Annotated in this window: 1 protein-coding gene; it reads left to right on the top strand. The window is 64.2% G+C overall.

Translation table 11 applies throughout. The annotated features are described in order from the left end of the window. Window positions 1–204: hypothetical protein (locus KJQ96_RS40025; protein WP_213291331.1), on the top strand; the 204-nt coding region annotated here is incomplete at both ends.

Genomic DNA, 204 nt, shown 5'->3' with positions numbered 1-204 from the left:
TTGCCGTTGCCAAGGCTGCGCCGGCGCCGGAAGCCAAGGAAACTGCGAAGGAAACCAAGGCAAAACCGGCCAAGCGCGCCGCCGCCGTCGAGGTCGATGGCGAGGTCGCCGACAAGGTCGCCAACCAGTCGATCCGCGTCAACGTCGACACCCTCGAACATCTGATGACCATGGTCTCCGAGCTGGTGTTGACCCGCAACCAGC

The sequence above is a fragment of the Bradyrhizobium sp. sGM-13 genome, from assembly GCF_018398875.1.
In the GTDB taxonomy this organism is placed as follows: Bacteria; Pseudomonadota; Alphaproteobacteria; order Rhizobiales; family Xanthobacteraceae; genus Bradyrhizobium.
The sequence above is the reverse complement of the archived record's forward strand: the minus strand, read 5'-3'. Positions and strand labels throughout refer to the sequence as shown.